The following is a 17,229-nucleotide window of genomic DNA, read 5'->3' on the forward strand; positions in this document are numbered from 1 at the left end:
GGCCGCGTCAGGGACGTGCGATCTCGCGGAAACCGGCGCCGAAGAACCGCACCATGCGCTCCAGAACGGTGTCCAGGTCCGTTGCGGTGAACGCGCCCTGTGAAACGCGTTCGGCCAGGGTGCTCTGCAGCAGGATGTTGGCGAGCGCGGCCTCGAGGAACACGATCGACCAGAACACGTCGGGCTTGTCGGCCTTGGGAAACAGCGACAGGAATTCGTCGGTGTATTGGTCCATGATCGGCTGGTAGGTCTCGACGAACGGCGCGATGAAATTGGCATCATGATGCTGGTGCGAGGCCCGCGACAGCAGCTGGATATAGTCGCGCCAGCCCTCGCCGCCGTTGATGTAGCGGTCGATGATCGGCGTCAGCAGCGCGCGGATGACATCCTCGACGGTGACGGACTCGCGTTCCTGTCTCTCCAGCAACGCCTCAAGCGAGGCGGCGATGGCGCTGGCATGCTCGTCGGCGCGGCGGCGCACCACCTGCCTGAACAGGTCTTCCTTCGGGCCGAAGTGATAGTTCACCAGGCTCATTTGCACGCCGGCGTCCTTGGCGATGTCGCGAAGCGAGGCCCCGTAGAAACCGCGGCGCGAAAACAGCCGCTCGGCAGCGTCGAGAATCCGTTCCGGAGATGATTGTTTGCGCCTTGCGGCTGTCATGCTGTGAACCGTCGCCCGGAGTCTCGTGAGAATGCCTATCTTGTAGCAGCTTGGGAGGGGCATGCCGCACATCTTTGTAATGGCCGCCGGTGCCGGCGGGATTGCGCAAGCGGCATGTCGTGCGTAATATAGGTCGGTAGACCGAACTATGCGTTTGCTTGGTAAGAGTGGAGCGACCAGATGGGACGGCTTGATGGCAAGGTGGCGATCGTCATCGGTGCGGCCGGCGCGGGCAATATGGGCCAGTCGATCGCCCGGCGCTTCCGCGACGAAGGCGCCGACGTGGTCGTCACCAGCCGACGCGGCGCCGAACTCGACGCCTTCGCCCGCGAGATCGGCGGCGCCTCGACGGTTTGCGACCTGACGAAGAAAGCCGACGTTTTCGCCCTGGCCGAGTTTACCAAGCAGAGATTCGGAAAGGTCGACATCGCCGTGAACTCCACGGGTATTGCCGTCGGCGGTCCGTTCGAGGCGTTCAGCGAGGAAGATCTCGACAGGCTCATTGCCCTGCAGTTCAAGGGGTCGTTCTTCTTCCTCCAGGCCATGGTCGGCGCCATGGACAAGGGCGGCTCTATCATCCAGATCAGCTCGGCCACCGCCCAGCGGACCGGCACCGTCCAGGGCTACGAAGCCTATGTGGGCACCAAGGCGGGCATTGATCATGTGGTCCGCGCCGTGGCCAACTTCTACGGGCGCCAGAATATCCGCGTGAACACCATTTCGGCAGGGCACACCGATTCGCCCATGCAGAAGGTGCCGCTGCAGGACTGGCGCAAGGCCGCTTATGCAGATGCCACGCCGCTGGGCCGTTACGGCACCTGCGAGGATGTGGCGGCCGCTGCCGTCTGGCTCGCCAGCGACGAATGTTTCATGACGGGTGAGGCGCTCCAGGTGAACGGCGGCCTGACCCTGCGCCGCAACCCGCTGCCCGAGGATATCGCGCGCTACGAGCGGGAATGGGGAAAATCTATTCCGGTGCGGTGACGTAGCTGTTATATGGCCGCAAGGTTGTTGACAGTTCTGTCAATCTGCCGTTGACGTCCGTCTATCTAAGTGCATTATTAGGACGGACGAACAAACAATAAACTTTCCCTGAAAACTGGGAAAAAGGGGAGCCAGAGTTTCTGGCGCACGGGTGGAACAGGCTTGCAGGGCGTCATTCCGCGAAGACGGAACGCTCAGGCCGCTAACAGGGGAGGAACCCTATGACTAGGCTTATCAACCGCACGGTGGCGCGGCGCATCGCCCGTCGTGCGTTACAGGGCGTTGCCGCCCTCGCAATAGCCGGCACGCCGTTCGCGGCGCAAGCAGCTATCGAGGAAGTTCGGGTCGAAGCGCGCGGCCAGGAAGAATCGATTCGCGACATCCCGGTGGCGATCACCGCTGTCGACGCGAAGACCCTCCAGCAGTATTCCATGCAGAGCCTGAGCGATGTGGCGGCCCACACGCCGTCGCTCGAAATCCTCCGCATCCTCAGCGGCACGGGCACCAGCATCAGCATCCGCGGCGTGTCCTCGAGCGCGGGTTCGCTTGGTATCGAGCAGTCAGTCTCGGTGATCATCGACGGTGTCTATTTTCCGCAGGGCCGGGTGATCAACGAGGGCCTGTTCGACAGCAGCCAGGTTGCCATCCTGAAGGGGCCCCAGGCCCTATACTTCGGCAAGAACGCCACCGCTGGCGTGGTGGCGATAACGACCAACGATCCGGGCAACGAATTCGAGGCAATGGCTCGCGCCGGCTACGAAGTACGGGCCGACCAGATGGACGGCGAGGCGATGATTTCCGTCCCGGTCAACGACAAGTGGGGCTTCCGTATCGCCGCCGCCGGCACCAAGATGTGGGGCGGCTACTTCGAGAACACCGCCGGTGACACGAACTACACCACCCTCGATGCGGCCAACGGCTTCGCGGCGACGCCGCACTTTAATCCGGCCCCGGCCGACAAGAAATTGCCGGGCGAGGAATCCTGGAAAACCCGCCTGACCCTCAAGGCGACGCCGACCGACAATCTGACGCTGCGCCTGAAGACCTCCTATGCCGACGTGCTGACCAACGCGCCCGGCTTGTTCGAGTTGGTCTCGTGCCCGACCCTGAACGGCCAGCCGCACCGCGTCAGTGGCGCTGCGCCTAATCAGGTGCCTGTGCCGGCTGGTACCGGCGAATGCAACAAGGACTGGAAAACCGGTTTCAACAACGAGCCGCCGGATATCGCCGCCACCGGTGGCGGCCCGAACCCTGACAGCCCCGGCCTGGACCGGTTCGGCAACGGCCAGCTCGGCGAGATGTACAAGTCGTTCATCATTTCCGGCGATGTCGACTGGGATATGGACTGGGCGGACCTGAAGCTGGTGCTGAACTATCATCGGCAGAAGAACGCCTGGGTGGGTGACAATGATGGCGGTGCCGACACGTCGGTTTTTGCCCAGGAATTCAACACCTTCAGCAACTACTCCGCTGAAGCGCGCATGGCGACCAAGTTCGATGGTCCGGTCAATGCGGTTTTCGGCTTCTACTATCAGAAGACTCACCGTTACTTCGAGCAGAGCGTGCATTTCGCCGGTGCCGAAAACTCGGCTGCGCCCGCATACGAACGCTATACGGCCTATGACAAGTACTCGGAGACCGATGGCGAGACGGTATCGCCCTATGCCGAAGTGAAGTGGTCCATCACCGACCAGTGGACCCTGACGGGTGGCGCACGCTACATCTGGGAAACCAAGGACTCCTACTTCATCCAGCCCTATGTGAACCCGGCGTTCGCGGGTCTGTTCGTCGAGGACCGCACCCTCGCCGTGAAGCAGAAGTTCGATGATATCATTCCGGAAGCCACGGTGACCTGGCAGCCCAGCCCAGACCTGACGATCTTCGCAGCTTACAAGCAGGGCTATAAATCGGGCGGTTTCGATAACGGCACCATCGACAGCACCCTGAATACCAGCCCGCTTGACGACATCACCTTCGACCCTGAGAGTGTTGAAGGCTTCGAGGCTGGTATCAAGACGCTGCTGGCGGATGGCACTGTCAGCATCGAGCTGGATGCCTTCATGTACAAGTACAACGATCTGCAGCTCAACTTCTTCAACGCCCCGATCTTCGCCTACCAGACGCTGAACGGCGATATGCGCACGACCGGCGGGGAACTGCAGGTCACCTGGGCACCGGAGAATGTCGATGGCCTGACACTCAACGCGGCTCTCGCCTACAACGATTCCCACTACACCCGTTTTCTGGCACCCTGCTCTGGTGGCCAGTCGATCGCCGAAGGCTGCAATGTCGACCTGAATCTTCCGCTCAAGAAGCAGGATCTGGCGGGTGCGCCCCGCAACCTGGCGCCGAAGTGGGCGGGCAACATGGGCTTCAACTACGAAATGCCCTTCGGCAACGGCTTCGTCTGGGGCCTGTCGGGCAACATGAAGTTCAAGTCGAAGTATTCACTCAGCGAGTTCATCCCCGACGCGACCCAGAAGGGTTATGTGCAGTTCGATGCAGCGATCCGCTTCGGTACCGATGATGGCCGCTGGACCTTCGCGGTGATCGGCAAGAACCTGACCAACGAATACGTTCTGGTCGGCGTCCGCGACGCGGCCAGCACCGGCGGCAACACGGGCACGGCCAATGCCTTCCGCTCGGATCTGACCGGTTATTCGCTACCGCCCCGGACGGTGAAGTTCGAGCTGACCTACCGCTACTAGGGATCAGCCGTCCGGTTCGTGCCTGTGCACGGACCGGACGGTCCCCGATACGGATTAGTGCGTTCCGACAACCTCCCCAAGGGGCGCTCCTGTGGCGCCGGCGGCCTCAGCCTCCGGCGCATTTTTTAACCGGACGGGTGCCATGGCACGCCGAAAAGCAGACAGTTCGGACGATACCGCAAGCACGAGAGGCAAGATTCTCGATGCGGCCGAGCGGCTGTTCTCGATCCGGGGATTCGACGCCACGACGACGCGGGAGATTGCCCGCGAGGCTGGCGTCCCCCTTGGCCTGATGAGCTATCATTTCGGCACCAAGGACGACCTTTACACCGAGGTGATCGACCGCCGCGCCGAGCAGCACGTCGCAGACATCCTTGCCGCCATGGCCGCCGTCAAGCAGCGCGCCGGCGACGGTCAAATAGATGTGCGGGCGCTCGTCGAGGCCTTCTTCCGGCCGATCGTCGAGAAGGCGATGAACGGCGGCCCAGGATGGCGCTCCTATATCAGGCTGCTGTCGCGCACGGCGAACGAGTCGCCGACCCATCCGCATGTCGCGGCCTTCCGCAGAATTTACAATTCGGTGCCGCAGGAATTTATCCGCCTGCTGAAGGAGCGGTTCCCCAAGGCTCAGCCCGAGAACATCTATTGGGCTCATTACGTCATGAGTTCGGCGATCATCCACATGCTGGTCGAAAGCCGCACCCTGGAGCAGCTTTCCGAGGGACTTTGCTCGGCGTCCGACCTGGATACGGTCGCCGAGAAAATGGCCATATTGTTCGAGGCAGGGATCACCCGGCTGGCAGAATTGTGAACAGCAACGTGCATGATTTCCGTTGCATTGGTCGATCGTCCGATTAATGTAGACGGCATTGAGGACAACGCAGTTCAACGACGAACGAGGACGCCATGTCGACGACGCTCAACAGGGTGATTTCCGGCGGAGCCAACCGCATCGTGCCGGAAGAGGTTCGCATCACCGGCGATCGCTATACTTCGCGCGAGTTCATGGAGCTCGAACTGGATCACATGTGGGCGCGGGTCTGGAACATTGGCGGCCGGTCATCGGAGATTCCCGAGACGGGCGACTTCGTCGTTCATGCGCTCGGCCGCGATTCGATCCTGATGGTGCGCCAGGAAGACGGCTCGATCCGCGCCTTCCACAATGTGTGCCCGCACCGGGGCAACCGCCTGACCCAGGCGCGCGAAGGCTCGGTCGAGGCCTTCACCTGTTCGTATCATGGCTGGACGTTCGGCCCTGACGGCACCTTGATCAAGGTCCAGGACGAGGAGGATTTCCCGCAGGGCAACCCGTGCGGCAAGCTCGGCCTGTCGCAGATTCCCTGCGAGGATTACGCCGGTTTCATCTGGTACAACATGGACGAGCACGCGCCGTCGCTGGGCAGCTTTCTCGGCCCGGTGAAAGCCTATTTCGACACCCACCAGCTGCAGAACATGACGCGGACCTTCTATCGGGTCACCGAGGTCGCGTTCAACTGGAAGGCACTGCACGACAATTTCTGTGAATCCTACCACCTGCCCACTGCCCATCCACAGCTCGCCGACTATTACGACGACGACTACCAGAACACCACGTTCGAGCTGTTCGACGGCCACCACAGCCTGATGAAGATGAAGGGTTGCATGCCCTCGGTGCGCGGCAGCGACCCGACCGTGGTCAACGAGACCCTGGCCGCCGAGATGCGTCAGTGGGGCCTTGATCCGAAGTCGTTCGAAGGCCGTGCCCAGGACGTGCGCGAGGCCATGCAGCAGCACAAGCGCGCCATTGCGCTCGAACAGGGTTTCGAACACTGGCTGCAGATCGAGGACAGCTGGCTGACCGATGCCTACCACTTCAACCTGTTCCCCGGCACGTCGATCACCGTGTCGGCGATCGGCGCCTCGCTGCAGCGCTGCGAGCCGCATCCCTGGGATCCGAACCGCAGCATCTACGAGCACTGGCACATGACCATCAAGCCGAACGCGGATGGCATGGTCTCCAGCCCCATCGGCATGATCCCCTTCAAGGTGGCCGAGCGCGATGAATTCCCCTACGGCGAGAAAACCGTGGGCTTCACCGCCGACCAGGATCTGCAGGTGGCGACCGGCCAGCAGCTCGGTTTCCAGTCGCGCGGTTTCCAGGGGGCCTATCTGTCGGGCCAGGAGAACCGCATCCAGCAGTTCCACAATGGCATCGATCGCTATATTGCCGAAGGCAAGGCGCAGACGGACCGCTAGGCGCAGCGGCAGGCGCAGCAACCCAAGCCGCGGCTGGAACAGGGGAAGCATCATGTCCGACGACCGACGACAGCGCGGCCTCGCGCGGCTGCGCGAAGGGCTCGGCGCCGGCGCCCAGCCCGACCTTGACCGTCGCCCGCGATGTCATCGCCGACTTCAACAAATAGCCCGGAAGGGAGCGCCGGAATGGCCGAATACACCCTGATGTTCCGTATGAGGATCCACGAGGGCAAGGTGGACAAGTTCCTCGAGATCATGCGCGGGATCACCGAGCATACCAGGCAGGAGCCGGGCAATCTGGTGTTCGAGCTGCGCAGTGACCCGCGTCAGCCCAACACGTTCATCGGCTTCCATTCCTATGCGGACAAGGCGGCGTTCGATCTTCACTACAACGCCGACTATCATCTGGGCAAAAGCCCCGATCTGCGCGAATGCATGGCCGACATCGAGACCATCGAACTGGGCAGCGTCGGTTATTCCGCCGTGTTGATGAACCGGGAGGCCGCCGGTGCATAAGCCGCAGCGGGGCGCGGCCGCGGCGTGAGCACGATTCCCTATCCCAAATCCGGCTACGCCTGGTTCGTGGTCGGCGTTCTCGTGCTGGCGTCACTGGTCAGCTATGTCGACAGGCAGGTCATCGCGCTGCTGGTGGCTCCGATGAAGATCGACCTGGGAATCACCGACACCCAGGTCGGCTGGCTGTCCTCGGCGTTCGCCCTGTTCTATGCGGTCGCGGGCCTGCCGCTGGCGTGGATGGCCGACCGCTTCAGCCGGCGCCGGCTGATCGCCGCGGGCATTTTCCTGTGGAGCGTGATGACCGTCTGGTGCGGCCTGGCGCGTGGCTTCTGGAGCCTGCTGGCGGCCCGCATCGGCGTCGGCGTGGGTGAGGCAACGCTGACGCCGTCGGCCCATTCGCTGATCGGCGACTATTTTCCGCGAGAGAAGATTCCGCTCGCTGTCGCGGTGTTCCAGCTCAGCGGCACGCTGGGAACGGGCATTGCGTTCACTGCCGGCGGGCTGATCGTCGAACTGGTGGGGACGATGCCGCCGGTCGATGCCGGAATCCTGGGCATACTCAAGCCCTGGCAGTTGGTGTTCATCTGCGTCGGCGCGCCGGGCGTGCTGGTCGTGCTGCTGATGCTGCTGGTCCGCGAGCCGGTGCGCCGCGGCGTGGTGAAGGCGTATGGCGGCATGGATGCAGGCCTGAGCCCGCTGCTCGCATTCTACCGCGCCAACTGGCGGACGCTGCTCGCTCACCACATCGGCTTCGGCGCCGTCGCTCTGGCCGGGTTTTCGTTCGTCTTCTGGACGCCCACCTTCTTCTACCGCATCCACGACGTTCCGGCGGGCCGCGCCGGCATCTATTACGGCCTGTATTTCCTGACCTTCGCCACGGCCGGCACCTATTTCGGCGCCTGGATCGGCGGCCGCATGTACCGCGCGGGGCACAAGGATTGGCCCATGCGCGGCAGCCTGAGATGGGCCTGGCCCATGATCCCGCTGGGCATCGCGGCGCCCATGGTGCCCTGGGTCGAGGTCGCCTGGCTGCTCTATGCGCCGTTGATGTTCTTCATCAATGTGCCGTTCGGCATGTCCTATGGCGCGCTGCCGGTGGTGGTGCCCAACCGCCTGCGCGCCCAGGTGTCGGCGGTTTACCTGATGATGGGCTCGGCCATCGGCACCGGGCTGGGACCGGTGCTGACCGGCGCGATCAGCGACAACCTGTTTCCGCAACCCGACGGCGTCCGCTATTCGCTGATGCTGATGATGGCGGCCTGCGCGCCCGTCTGGCTGGGCCTGCTGTGGTATGCGCGCCCCCATTACGCACGCAACCTGCGCGAGGCCGAGGAACTGGACCTAGTGGTGACCACGCCCTGAAAACGGACCGCCGTTCGCTGCGCGCAAACGGGAGGTTCCAGAAATGAGTGCCTGGAAAGCTGGAGGCGCTGCTAGTATTGCCCGCTGTTTCTCCATGGTAACACTCAGGACCGCGCGCAATGGCAAGGAAATCGAGAGCAGCCACCCTTTCCGATGAGTCGCAGGCGGCGGGAGCCCCCACCGCCAAGGAGCGGATTGTCGACGCCGCCGAGATGTTGTTCGCGCAGCAGGGCTACGAGGGCACCACCACACGCGCCATCGCGCTGAAGGCCGGCGTCCCGCTGGGGCTGATGAGCTATTATTTCGGCACCAAGGGTGAACTCTATTCGGAAGTCATCATGCGCCGCTCGGCCGAACATGCGGCCGATATTGCAGCCTCGCTGCGGGCGGTGGCGGCACGCGGCAAGCAGGCGAGCATCGCCGACATGGTGACGGCCTTCGTCATGCCGGTGGTGCGGCGGGCGATCGAGGGCGGGCCGGGCTGGGCGGCCTATGTGAAGCTGTTGTCGCTGGCGGCCAATACGCCCGGTTCCGAGCCGCACACCAAGACCTTTGCCCGCGAATACGCCCGCGTCGTCGAGGACTTCATCGGCATGCTGCGCCAGAAGATGCCGGGCGCCGCCGAGGAGGACGTCTACTGGGGCTTCTACATCCTCAATTCCGCGTTCATCCACATCCTGGTGGAGAACGGCAGCATCGACCGCCTGTCGGGCGGCCGGTGCAGGGCCTCGGACCTGGAAACGGTGGCAAAGAAGCTGGCGCTTGTTTTCGACGCGGGTATCGCCCGGCTGGCGAAAGGCTAGGGCCGCCGGTCGTCCATGTAATCGTGCAGCATTTCGTGGAACTGCTGTACCCGGTCTTCCTGCCCGGCCAGGTACATGCGCCGGAACCCGCGCGACTGGAATCCCAGTTGCTGGCCCGAGCAGGCATACAGGTCCTGGTCCGACACACTGCCCATGCTGCCCTGACCGAAGGGGATCACCTCGCGCTCGGCGACTCTGAACGCGAAGACGCCGGTCGAATTCACCACGTCGCGGCCATCCGGCGCAGGATGGGCAAGCCGCCAGTGCTCGAAGATGCACTTGTTGGGATCGGTCGGATGGGGTTCGGCCCGCTGGAAGCCCAGCATCATCGGACCAGACATGGTCATGGTCGTACCCGGGAAGATGTTGAAATGATGGGCGTCGGTCAACTGGCCGTCTTCCAGTTCGGCGAAATGCGGCAGGTCGCGCAACGGGCCCAGCGCCCGTTTCTGGCGCTGTAGCGCACCGCGCGCCTCCCGCGGCCGGCTTGCGAAGTCGGCCGGGTCCAGATCCCATTCGCGCATCTCGGCGGCCAGGCTGTCGCCGATGCCGCCCGCCTCGCGCATGGACGGCAGCGCGCCCTTCATCTTCATCAGGTTATGGCCCTGCGGGTACATCATGAAGGCGGTGTTCCGGTAGTCGTCATCGACGAAGCTGCCGATCTGCGGGTGCAAGGTGGGCAGGTGGTAGGATTCGCAGAAATTGTCGTGGATGCACTTGTAGTTGAACGGCGCTTCGGTGACCCGGTAGAACACCCGCGTCATGCCCTCGATCCGGTAGGGCGCCAGTTCATCGACCACCGGCCCGAGGAATTCTGCCAGCGGGCGGCAGTCCGGGTCCATGTTGTACCAGATGAAACCGGCCCAGACCTCGCAGGGCATCCCGACCAGGTTGAGTTTGCCGCATGGATTGCCCTCGCGGAAGTCCTCCGGGTCCTGGACGTTGACCAATTCGCCGTCGCGGGCGAATTGCCAGCCGTGATAGACGCAGGTGAACAGGTCCGCCGAACCGTCGTCGCCATAGACCAGCCGGTTGCCGCGGTGCTGGCACACGTTGAAGAACGCCTTCACTGCTCCATCGTCCTGGCGGACCATCAGGATCGATTCCTTGCCCAGCTGGTGGGTGATGTAGTCACCCGGCTCGGGGATTTCAGATGCCAGACCACCCACGTTCCAGACCTTGGCCCAGACCATGTCCATCTCGCGCTGCATGAAGTCCGCCGAGGTATATTCCTCGCTGCTGATCGTGTCGCCGCGCAGCGTCAGGCCGAGGGTCTTGCCCAGCGGCAGATCGCCGGCGTCCATCAGGTCCACTCCGTCCATTGTTCAATCTCCTGCTCGGGTCAGCCAACGGCTTTCGCAGGATTTTAGGCGGATGCGCGGCTTCCCGACAGACATAATTGGTCAATTGACAAAGAAAGTGCTCACGCGGGGTTCGTGGCCGCTGCCCGCCGCTCGATCTCGGAATTGAGCTCGCCCCCGGCGATCAGTACGGCGACGGACATCCACATCCAGGTCATGAATCCGATCAGGGCGCCCAGCGAACCGTAAATCCTGTCGTAGGAGCCGAAATTGGCGGTATACCAGGAAAACCCCACGGACAGGAGCGAGACCAGCAGCACCGTCGTGATCGTCCCGGGTGCGATCCAGCGCATCCCGGCGCGCGGCCGGCTGGGCCCCCAGCGGTAGAGCGCGGTTACGGCCAGGGCGATCAGCAAGAGCGCCAGCATATAGAACGTGCCTGCCAGTACCCAGGTCAACAGACCGCCGAAACCCAGATTGCGGATGGTGACCGGCACCGCGACAATCGCTGCGACCAGCGCCAGCAGCACCACGATGCCGGCCAGGGTAAAGGCGAGAGTGATGGCCGTCAGAACGAAGAAGCCGCGCTGTTCCGGCCTGTCATAGGCCACGTTCATGGACTTGAACACGGCTTTCATGCCGCCATTGGCGCTCCACAGCGCGACCAGGATAGACACCGCGAAGGCCATGCCCAGCTTGCCGGACTTTTCGTCGGCCAGCCGCAACACCTGCTCTCGGACCACTTCGATGGCGCCGCCGGGCACCACATAATCCAGGTGTTTCAGGTGTTCGGCCGCGCTGGCTGCGTCGAAGAACAGGCCGTAGACCGACACCAGGGCAGACAGTGCGGGCACCAGCGCCAGTATGGCGTAATAGGTCACGCCGGCCGCCGCCAGCAACACGCGGTCGTCGCGCAGTTCCTCCACAAGCCGCTTCAGGATGGCCTTCCAGTCCGCCAGCTTCATGTCGAGCGGCGGCTCCGCGTGCTTCTGTTGGTCTGTTGCGTGCATTCGTGACCTCGGCGAGGGTGCCGTTGCACCCGGTCCCAGCAAACAGCCGCCGGCGGAAGGAGTTCCGAACTTACTGCCGGTCAGGCCAGCGCAGGCTCCCGTTGGCGCGCCTGTAGATGGCCGCTTACCACCACGCCGTCCTTGATGACCGCGACGAGCCGCTCGGGCCGGGACAGCAGCGCGATGTCCATGGACGGGTCGCCGTCGACGATCACCATGTCGGCCAGTTTTCCCGGTGCGATGGTGCCCAGATCGGCAATGCCGGTCATGGCGCCGCCATTGCGCGTTGCCCAGCGGATCACCTCCAGCGCATCGATGCCCGCATAGTCCGTATAGCAGGACAGTTCGCGGGCATAGGAGCCGTGCGGCAGTTCTGCCGCGCCGTAATCGTCGCCCGGCACCAGCCGCACGCCAGCCTCGATTGCCCGCGGCAGCATGGCGCGGCTGTGGTCGAGGCTGGCCTGGTCGAACAAGCCGGTGCCGCCCTTGCCACCGTTCCTGATCGCTACCCAGGGCAGATAGAGGCTGGGCACGACGAACGCGCCGGCCTCGGCGATCGCGTCGATGCAGGCCTCGTCCATGCCGTCCGCGTGATCGAGGATGTCGACACCTGCCCGCGCGCAGGCCAGCACGTTGTCGCGTCCTGCCACGTGGGCGCGGGTGCGCACGCCATGCTCGTGGGCGGCATCGACGGCGGCGCGCAACTCGGCCTCGGTCATGTCGCGCCCGACAAACTGCCCGTGGCCTTCGCCGGCGAAGATCTTGATGATTTTCGCACCCCGCTCGATCTCGAGCAGCGCGCCGCGGCGGAACGCTTCCGCGCCGTCGCATTGCAGGACGTGGGAGATGATCTGGCCGCTGTTGTCCTTCACCGTGGGCGACAATGCCCGGCTGGCGGGCACGAAGCGCGGCCCCAGCACGTCACCTGCCTCGATGGTGGCGGCAAGGGTTGCGTCGATGGTGTCGAAGGTCGCCGCGCCGACCACGCTCGTCACCCCGGCACGCAGCGCAACCTGCGCGTTGCCCAACGCCCAGTAGGCATGCTGTACCGGATCGGCGTCGCGCGTGTAGCCGGGCTTGCCGCCGGGCCGGCCATAGACCGCGTGATAGTGGCCCGAGACCATGCCTGGCATCAGGGTACGGCCCTTCAGGTCGATGACCATGTCGCCGTCGCGTGGCGCCGCCGGGTTGGTGGAGGCGATGCGGCCATCCTCGACAACCACGGTCGCGCCCTTGCGGGCGGGGTTCTCGCCGTCCAGCAGGTTGGCGTTGGTAAAGATGGTTCGGTTCATGTGGCTTCCCCTGCGTCCGGTGGTGTCGGCAGCCGTTTTCAGCACCCATGCTAGTTTTTTGCCGCGGGGCGCGCAACGGCCACCCGCTCGCGCCGTCCTGACGGGATGCCGCGGCTGCGCTATGATAGGGCAGTCAACCGTGGGAGGGGTCCGTGCAACGACTGTGGATCGTGATCGCCGCCGTCCTGCTGGCGTCATGCCAGTCCGGCGGCACCTCATCGGGCGCCGCATCCGACAAGGCGCGCGAGGACGCCGAACGGGATCGCAAGATCGATTCCGTGCAGGAGCAGCTTCGGAACATCAATCACTGAGCAGATTGCGGAGCATCGGCGGTAGATTCGGGCAGAAGCAGTGGGGGCAAGCCGGCGAAAGACCGGAACCAGGCCGCACGGAAACATTGTATTTTACGCAAATGCCGTGCATACATATAAATAGAGCCATTGTGGAGGATGTCTCCACCAGATGTGGTGCTATAGTAAGGTCCTTGGATGAAACGCGAAGTAATCATCGTGATCGCGATTGCCCTCATGGTGGCGCTCGGGCCGAGCGCGATGTCGCCGCACGTCCAGGACAAGGCCAAAACCAAAATCGTGGTTGCGCTGCAGAAACTCGAGCGCGCGCTCCCCGTCATCTAGGGTCATGTCGCCAGTTCGCATATCTGGACGGCGCAGGCTGCCGTAGCGGCGTGCCTGGTGAACCTCACGGCCGGTTAGGGTGGCCGGCAAGGGCCTCTCAACAACAGTAAACGCCGATTCAGATGGTGCTACCGGGCCGCTGACGTCACGCGGTGGTTAGCGCGCGCCGGCAGTTTCCGACGAAAGCCGCGCTCTGGCGGCAGGCTTTCCCGGCGCTATGGCGCCTGCTTTTCCATCAACAGGCACCAGACGCCCATGGCGTCCGCATGGGTTTCGGCGAGGCACAATTCCATTGAAGTCGGCGACAGCAACGATCCGTTGAAATGGGAATCCTCGTCAACCAGGACGAGATCACTGTTATTCCGGCGAAGGACGCCGAAGATCTTTTCTTTCTGGTTCGGCGAAGACCACGTTCCCATGAGGGCGCGTCCTTCCTGCCGGCTTATCTCGAGCGTCATCGTCAGTTCGTAATTGCCGAATGTAGGTTCGGCGACATCCGATTCGTGGCCTTGCATGCCCTGGCTGACGCCGGCCTCAACCTTGCCGGACCACACCCCGGTCAGGTCGGGTGTCGCATCCTGCGCGGCCGCTGCGGTTGCGCTTGCGAGGATAGCGATGCCTATCAACAGTCCGATCCTTGGCAATTGGATGGCTCGCATGTTCTCACCTCGCTGTCGGAGCAATTCTGCCCGGTTTCCTCGTGCAGTGTAGGCAGGGCCAGCGGGAACAGTAAACCCGACTCCGGGTCCTGCGCTGTTCGCTGGCGATCTGCGGCCCGTTCCAGTGCGCATGACCTTTGGGCGGGCAACGCTGATCTGGCGTCTTACCTCCCTGCCGGTAACTCGTTACAGTTCCTGGCGTGCGGCGGGTTCGCTGATCAATATGTCACCAATCCCACGCGCAACTTGCTGCCGATCGGTTCAGGGCAGGGAATAGCGGCATCAGCCGAGTGCCATAGCGGGAAAGGAGCTTGTGATGTTCAAGACGGTCTGTCTGTTGAAGCGTCGGCAGGGAATGTCGTTCGAGGATTTCGTCACCTATTACGAAACCCACCACCGCAAGATCGGTGAAAAGGTGCTGCCAACCTGTGTCCGGTACATGCGGCGCTACCTGCGTCCGGTTCCTAACCCTGTTACGGGTGAAGCGGCAGAACTCGATTATGACGTGTTGACGGAGATGTGGTTCGAGACCCGTGAAGCGTTCGAGGCCGCGATGACGGCGCTTTCGGCTCCTGAGGTCGCCGCCGAGATCGCCGAGGATGAGGAAAAGCTCTTCGACCGCAGCAAGAACCGTTTCTGTACGATAGAAGAGCACGAATCGAAATTGGCTGCGGCGATCTGAGCGCCTGCGCCGCGACAAACCTCGCTCGCTCGTGCATACAGTGACGGCGCCGTAAAGCGCGGGCAGACTGTGGGATGCGGCGTTCGAGAAAGCACTGCAATCGACAACCCGAGGCGTATGAGGCTGGTGCCGTGATGGCCAGACTCACGGCTGAGAACAAAATAGCGCCCGAGGATGCGAGGCTGACCGGCATGCCAATTCACGAGCACGATCTTGATCGCAGGACGTTCCTGAAAGCCACGGCTGCGCTGGGCCTCGTCATCGGGGTTTCCCTGCCCGGAGCCGGCCGCGCGATCGCCGCTGGCCTGGCAAAGTCCTTCGAGCCCAACGCCTTTGTTCGTGTCGCACCCGACAACACCGTGACCGTTATCATCAAGCACCACGAGATGGGGCAAGGCGTAACGACCGGCCTGGCGACCCTTGTTGCCGACGAGATGGATGCTGACTGGAGCCAGATTCGCACCGAATACGCGCCCGCAAACGACGCGCTCTACAAGAACCTGATCTTTGGCTTCCAAGCCACCGGCGGTTCCACGTCGATCGCCAATTCTTTCGACCAGATGCGCATGGCCGGCGCCACGGCGCGCGCCATGCTGGTTGCCGCCGCCGCCAAGGACTGGGGCGTCGCGGCGGCTTCCATCGTCGTGTCGAAGGGTGAATTGTCCGTGGGCGCCTATCGAGCGACATTCGGCCAGATGGCAGCCGCCGCGGCGGCGCTCACGCCCCCCGAGAACGTCACGCTCAAGACCCCCGCAGATTATGTCTATATCGGCAAGTCGGTGCCTCGGCTGGATGTGCCGGCCAAGAGCACGGGCACGGAAACCTATACGAGCGATCTGCAGCTTCCCGGACTGCTGACCGCCGTCACGGCCCATCCACCGAAGTTTGGTGCGACCGTCAAGTCAGTCGATGCGTCGGCCGCGCTGGCCATCAAGGGCGTGGTGAAGGTCGTTGAAATTCCCGAAGGCGTGGCGGTCGTGGCCAAAGGCATGTGGCCGGCGATCCAGGGACGCGATGCGCTCAAGATCATCTGGGACGAAGCGAAGGCCGAGACGCGCTCCAGTGCCGATCTGGTCGCCGCATACAAGGCTCTCCTCGACACGCCGGGCGCCGTCGCGCTGAACAATGGCGACGTCACGGCAGGCCTGGCCTCGGGCCAGACCATCATCGAGGCGGTCTATGAGTTTCCCTATCTGGCCCATGCCGCCATGGAGCCGATGAACTGCGTCGCCTGGCTGCATGACGGCAAACTGGAGACGTGGTCGGGGCACCAGGCCCCGTCATTGGACCGGGGCAATGCCGCGGCGGCGGCCGGCCTCGGCCCGGATCAGGTCACCGTGCACACCTTGCCGTCAGGCGGCAGCTTCGGCCGGCGCAGCACCTTCAACGGCGACCACATTGCCGAAGCGGTACACATCGCCAGGGCCATGGGCGGCGAGGTTCCGATCCGCCTGCAGCGTACCCGCGAGGATGACATGCGGGCCGGCCATTACAGGCCACTCTATGTGCACGGCCTGACAGCGGCGATCGATGACGCGGGCACCATCACCGCCTGGTCGCATCGCATCGTCGGACAATCGATCTACGGCAGCTTTCCGCCATTCGCCGCCTTGATCAAGGATGGAGTCGACAGCTCTTCGGTGGAGGGGGCCGCGACCATTCCCTATGCGATACCCAATGCCAGGGTGGATCTGCATTCACCGGCGGTCGGGGTTCCTGTGCATGTCTGGCGCTCGGTGGGCAACTCGCACACCGCCTATGCGGTCGAAACCATGATCGACGAACTCGCGGCGGCAGCCGGCAAGGACCCGGTCGCGTTTCGTCTTGCCCTGCTGACGGAAAAGCCGAGGCACGCGGGCGTGCTTCGGTTGGCGGCGGAAAAGGCGGGCTGGGGCACCAGCTTGCCGCAAGGCGTGGCGCGCGGCGTCGCGGTCCATGAATCGTTCAACACCTATGTGGCCCAGGTGGTCGAGCTGCGTATCGCCGATGACGGCTCTGTGAAGGTCGACCGTGTCGTCGTAGCCGTTGACTGCGGGCAGGTCGTCAATCCGGACATCATCCGTGCCCAGATGGAAGGCGCCGTCGGTTTCGGTCTTTCGGCGACGCTCTATTCAGAACTGACGCTCGACAGGGGCGCTGTCACCCAGGGGAATTTCGACGGTTTCGAAGTCCTGCGCCTTGACCGCATGCCTGTTGTCGAGGTCCATATCGTCGACAGCACGGAGCAGCCGACCGGCGTTGGTGAACCCGGCGTGCCGCCGATCGGACCCGCTGTCGCGAACGCGGTCGCAGTCTTGACGGGGAGTCGCATCAGGACGCTTCCCATGGCAGGCAACGTGCTGAAGACGGCATGAAGTCCGGCGCGCCCGCGCAGCAGGCCT

General features: G+C 63.6%; 16 protein-coding genes. 11 read left to right on the plus strand and 5 right to left on the minus strand.

What is annotated here, in order from left to right:
- Window positions 1-7: 7 nt before the first annotated feature.
- Window positions 8-661, minus strand: a complete 654-nt coding sequence (locus WJU21_RS15035; protein ID WP_346324271.1) for a TetR family transcriptional regulator — start codon at window positions 659-661, stop codon at window positions 8-10.
- Between the two features lie 180 nt (window positions 662-841).
- Here WJU21_RS15035 and WJU21_RS15040 point away from each other — a divergent pair, with 180 nt between their 5' ends.
- From WJU21_RS15040 to WJU21_RS15070, 7 genes are all read left to right on the plus strand, one after another.
- Window positions 842-1,645, plus strand: coding sequence for an SDR family oxidoreductase (locus WJU21_RS15040; RefSeq protein ID WP_346324272.1), 804 nt, complete (start codon window positions 842-844; stop codon window positions 1,643-1,645).
- A 221-nt stretch (window positions 1,646-1,866) separates the two neighbouring features.
- Window positions 1,867-4,353: a TonB-dependent receptor gene (locus tag WJU21_RS15045; RefSeq protein ID WP_346324273.1), complete on the plus strand. Its 2,487-nt coding sequence runs from the start codon at window positions 1,867-1,869 to the stop codon at window positions 4,351-4,353.
- 142 nt (window positions 4,354-4,495) lie between these two features.
- Window positions 4,496-5,164, plus strand: a complete 669-nt coding sequence (locus WJU21_RS15050) for a TetR/AcrR family transcriptional regulator (protein ID WP_346324274.1) — start codon at window positions 4,496-4,498, stop codon at window positions 5,162-5,164.
- 95 nt (window positions 5,165-5,259) lie between these two features.
- Window positions 5,260-6,588 (plus strand): aromatic ring-hydroxylating dioxygenase subunit alpha, encoded by a 1,329-nt coding sequence (locus WJU21_RS15055; protein WP_346324275.1) that lies wholly within the window; start codon window positions 5,260-5,262, stop codon window positions 6,586-6,588.
- 186 nt (window positions 6,589-6,774) lie between these two features.
- A complete protein-coding gene (locus WJU21_RS15060; RefSeq protein WP_346324276.1) occupies window positions 6,775-7,104 on the plus strand; it encodes a putative quinol monooxygenase in 330 nt (109 codons plus the stop codon).
- 24 nt (window positions 7,105-7,128) lie between these two features.
- The gene (locus tag WJU21_RS15065; protein ID WP_346324277.1) at window positions 7,129-8,466 is read left to right on the plus strand and encodes an MFS transporter; all 1,338 of its coding nucleotides are present in this window, start codon (window positions 7,129-7,131) and stop codon (window positions 8,464-8,466) included.
- Window positions 8,467-8,585: 119 nt separating this feature from the next.
- On the plus strand, window positions 8,586-9,269 hold the full coding sequence (locus WJU21_RS15070; protein WP_346324278.1) for a TetR/AcrR family transcriptional regulator: 684 nt from the start codon (window positions 8,586-8,588) through the stop codon (window positions 9,267-9,269).
- Here WJU21_RS15070 and WJU21_RS15075 read toward each other — a convergent pair.
- The 3 genes from WJU21_RS15075 to WJU21_RS15085 all read right to left on the minus strand — a co-directional run bounded on the left by WJU21_RS15075 (window position 9,266) and on the right by WJU21_RS15085 (window position 12,872).
- Complete coding sequence (locus WJU21_RS15075; RefSeq protein ID WP_346324279.1) at window positions 9,266-10,591, minus strand: aromatic ring-hydroxylating dioxygenase subunit alpha; 1,326 nt, start codon at window positions 10,589-10,591, stop codon at window positions 9,266-9,268. The genes WJU21_RS15070 and WJU21_RS15075 overlap by 4 nt on opposite strands.
- A gap of 101 nt (window positions 10,592-10,692) precedes the next feature.
- The gene (locus WJU21_RS15080) at window positions 10,693-11,580 is read right to left on the minus strand and encodes a YihY/virulence factor BrkB family protein (protein ID WP_346324280.1); all 888 of its coding nucleotides are present in this window, start codon (window positions 11,578-11,580) and stop codon (window positions 10,693-10,695) included.
- 80 nt (window positions 11,581-11,660) lie between these two features.
- Window positions 11,661-12,872 carry an amidohydrolase family protein gene (locus WJU21_RS15085; RefSeq protein WP_346324281.1) on the minus strand — a complete coding sequence of 404 codons (1,212 nt, stop codon included), beginning with the start codon at window positions 12,870-12,872 and terminating at the stop codon, window positions 11,661-11,663.
- A 152-nt stretch (window positions 12,873-13,024) separates the two neighbouring features.
- Between WJU21_RS15085 and WJU21_RS15090 the strand changes: the two genes are divergently transcribed.
- Together WJU21_RS15090 and WJU21_RS15095 are read left to right on the plus strand one after the other, a co-directional pair.
- Window positions 13,025-13,183 carry a hypothetical protein gene (locus WJU21_RS15090; protein ID WP_346324282.1) on the plus strand — a complete coding sequence of 53 codons (159 nt, stop codon included), beginning with the start codon at window positions 13,025-13,027 and terminating at the stop codon, window positions 13,181-13,183.
- 177 nt (window positions 13,184-13,360) lie between these two features.
- A complete protein-coding gene (locus WJU21_RS15095) occupies window positions 13,361-13,507 on the plus strand; it encodes a hypothetical protein (RefSeq protein WP_346324283.1) in 147 nt (48 codons plus the stop codon).
- A gap of 215 nt (window positions 13,508-13,722) precedes the next feature.
- On the opposite strand, the gene WJU21_RS15100 is transcribed toward WJU21_RS15095, so the two are convergent.
- Window positions 13,723-14,166, minus strand: coding sequence for a hypothetical protein (locus tag WJU21_RS15100; protein WP_346324284.1), 444 nt, complete (start codon window positions 14,164-14,166; stop codon window positions 13,723-13,725).
- Window positions 14,167-14,482: 316 nt separating this feature from the next.
- Between WJU21_RS15100 and WJU21_RS15105 the strand changes: the two genes are divergently transcribed.
- Together WJU21_RS15105 and WJU21_RS15110 are read left to right on the plus strand one after the other, a co-directional pair.
- Window positions 14,483-14,848 carry an EthD domain-containing protein gene (locus WJU21_RS15105; protein WP_346324285.1) on the plus strand — a complete coding sequence of 122 codons (366 nt, stop codon included), beginning with the start codon at window positions 14,483-14,485 and terminating at the stop codon, window positions 14,846-14,848.
- A 191-nt stretch (window positions 14,849-15,039) separates the two neighbouring features.
- Window positions 15,040-17,202 (plus strand): xanthine dehydrogenase family protein molybdopterin-binding subunit, encoded by a 2,163-nt coding sequence (locus WJU21_RS15110; protein ID WP_346324286.1) that lies wholly within the window; start codon window positions 15,040-15,042, stop codon window positions 17,200-17,202.
- The last annotated feature ends 27 nt before the right edge of the window (window positions 17,203-17,229 follow it).

Source organism: Emcibacter sp. SYSU 3D8 (assembly GCF_039655875.1).
Taxonomy (GTDB): Bacteria; Pseudomonadota; Alphaproteobacteria; order SMXS01; family SMXS01; genus RI-34.